General features: G+C 67.9%; 2 protein-coding genes. Both read left to right on the top strand.

Annotated features, from left to right (window positions below):
• Positions 1 to 366 precede the first annotated feature (366 nt).
• Complete coding sequence (locus HUK82_RS16200; RefSeq protein WP_176614906.1) at positions 367 to 951, top strand: sterol desaturase family protein; 585 nt, start codon at positions 367 to 369, stop codon at positions 949 to 951.
• 2 nt (positions 952 to 953) lie between these two features.
• On the top strand, positions 954 to 1,988 hold a 1,035-nt coding region (locus tag HUK82_RS16195), incomplete at its 3' end, for a glycosyltransferase family 4 protein (protein WP_176614905.1).

Raw genomic sequence — 1,988 nt, 5'->3', positions numbered from 1 at the left:
CGTCCGGCGGTGGTGCCGGCGTGGCGCAGGCGGTGCGTCGGCTGGAGCGCGAGATCGCCGATGTGATGGCGCTGGCGGGGGTTCCCACGCTTGACGCGCTGCGGGCTGGCGGCTCCGGGCTGGTGTGGGGCCCGTGACCGCACGCCGTCTCCGCGGTCAGGGTCGTCGCAGGCGCGCGACACACGAGACACGACAAAATTCCGCCGCTTTTTAACGGCTTCGTTATCAGTGTGGGATAACGGTTACAGAGTTCGGCTGTTCATTGCAGGGCGGAGGAACTACTCTCCGGGCGGTGCGCTGTCGGCTGACAGGGCAGACGTGCGACGCTGCGCCGACGGGTGAGCTTTACGACAAGGACTTCAGTGCATGCCCGTGAGGCTTTTCCGGAACGACACGCTCGAGCGACTGACCTATATGCCGATCGCTGTGTTCGTTCCGGTGTGGGGTATCGTGCTGGCCGGGTTGGCCTACGAGGGTTCAGCCCTGCCCATGCTGCAGTCCTTCCTGTCGTTCGGCACGGGGCTCGCCCTGTGGACGCTGATGGAATACATCGCCCATCGGCATGTCTTTCACCTCAATCTGTCGTCTGCCGTCGGGAAGCGCTTCATTTTCCTGCTGCACGGCAATCACCATGCCGAACCGGGTGACAAGCTGCGTAACATGATGCCGCTGACGGTCACCCTGCCGATCGCGGCGGCCTTGTGGATCGTCGCCCGGATGTTCGCCGGCGCGCCGGGGCTGGCCATGCTGGCCGGCTTTGTCGCCGGATACGTCGCCTACGACCTGATCCACTACAGCTGCCACCAGTATGCGTTTCGCCGTGGCTGGCTGGGGGGCCTGCGGCGTCACCATCTGTCGCATCATTACGCGGCGCCGAACCGGAATTTCGCTGTCAGCAATACGTTCTGGGACCGGATTTTCCGGACCAAGGCGGGCCGCGTCTCATCCTGACCATGCGCATCGGCCTCGACACGCGCAATACCGGTCGCGCCGGGGGTACCGGGGTTGCGACCTATGCCCGGGTTCTTGCCGAGGCCTGTCATCGCGCGGGGCTGGGCACGGCGTGGGTCGACGACGACATGGCCGGCGTGGAGCAGCCACGCAGTCCGGCGCGGCGCACGTGTCGGGCTGCCCGAAGTCTTCTGCCGAGCCGCCGCCTGCGCCCGACCGGCCCCTCCTTCACCGGACGCGATCTGTATCGCACCGCCGAGATCCGTGACCGCTGGGCGCGTGTGCCGACGCTGCTGCGGGCCTCCGGCGCGCCGGACGTCATGCACTGGACCTGTCCGCTGCCTCTGCGCTGGCCGGGCGTTCCCAACGTGGTGACGATCCATGACCTTATCCCCCTGCTGCATCCCGATCTGAGCGACACGCCGAAGGCGCGCCTCGCGCGACGGCTGGCGCAATGTTGTCGTGACGCGGCGGCCGTGGTCACGATCTCGGAGGCGGTGCGCCGAGACATCGTGGCGGTTCTGGGTATTCCGGCCCGGCGGATCGCCATGCTGTCGCAGGCCGTCTGGTTCCCCGAGGAGGATCTTGCCGCGTCGCACACCGTGGCGTCCCCGGTTCCATCAGGCGGATTCCTCTATTTCGGCAGCCTCGAGAGACGCAAGAATATCGGTCGCCTGATTACCGCCCATGGACGCTCCGGCACCCGGCGGCCCCTCATTCTGATCGGCACGCCCGGGTTCGGCGCCGAGGGCGAACTGGCCGCGCTGGCGGCCCATCCCGCGCCCGAGCGGGTGCATCAGGTGTCGTGGTGCAGCCGCGCGATGTTGATCCGCGCCATGCGCGAGGCACGCGCCGTGGTTTTTCCGTCGCTGGCCGAAGGGTTCGGTCTGCCGATTGCCGAGGCCATGACCCTGGGGACCCCGGTGGTGACAAGCGCGGGCCACGCGACGGAAGAGATCGCGGGGGGCGCGGCGCTTCTGGTCGAGGCGCGCGACGGCGACGCGTTGGCCGACGCGCTGCGTTGCCTCGACGTCGAT

It is taken from the genome of Ameyamaea chiangmaiensis, from assembly GCF_013376175.1.
Classification (GTDB): domain Bacteria; phylum Pseudomonadota; class Alphaproteobacteria; order Acetobacterales; family Acetobacteraceae; genus Ameyamaea; species Ameyamaea chiangmaiensis.
Note: the sequence above shows the minus strand (reverse complement) of the source record. Positions and strands in the feature narration are given on the sequence as shown.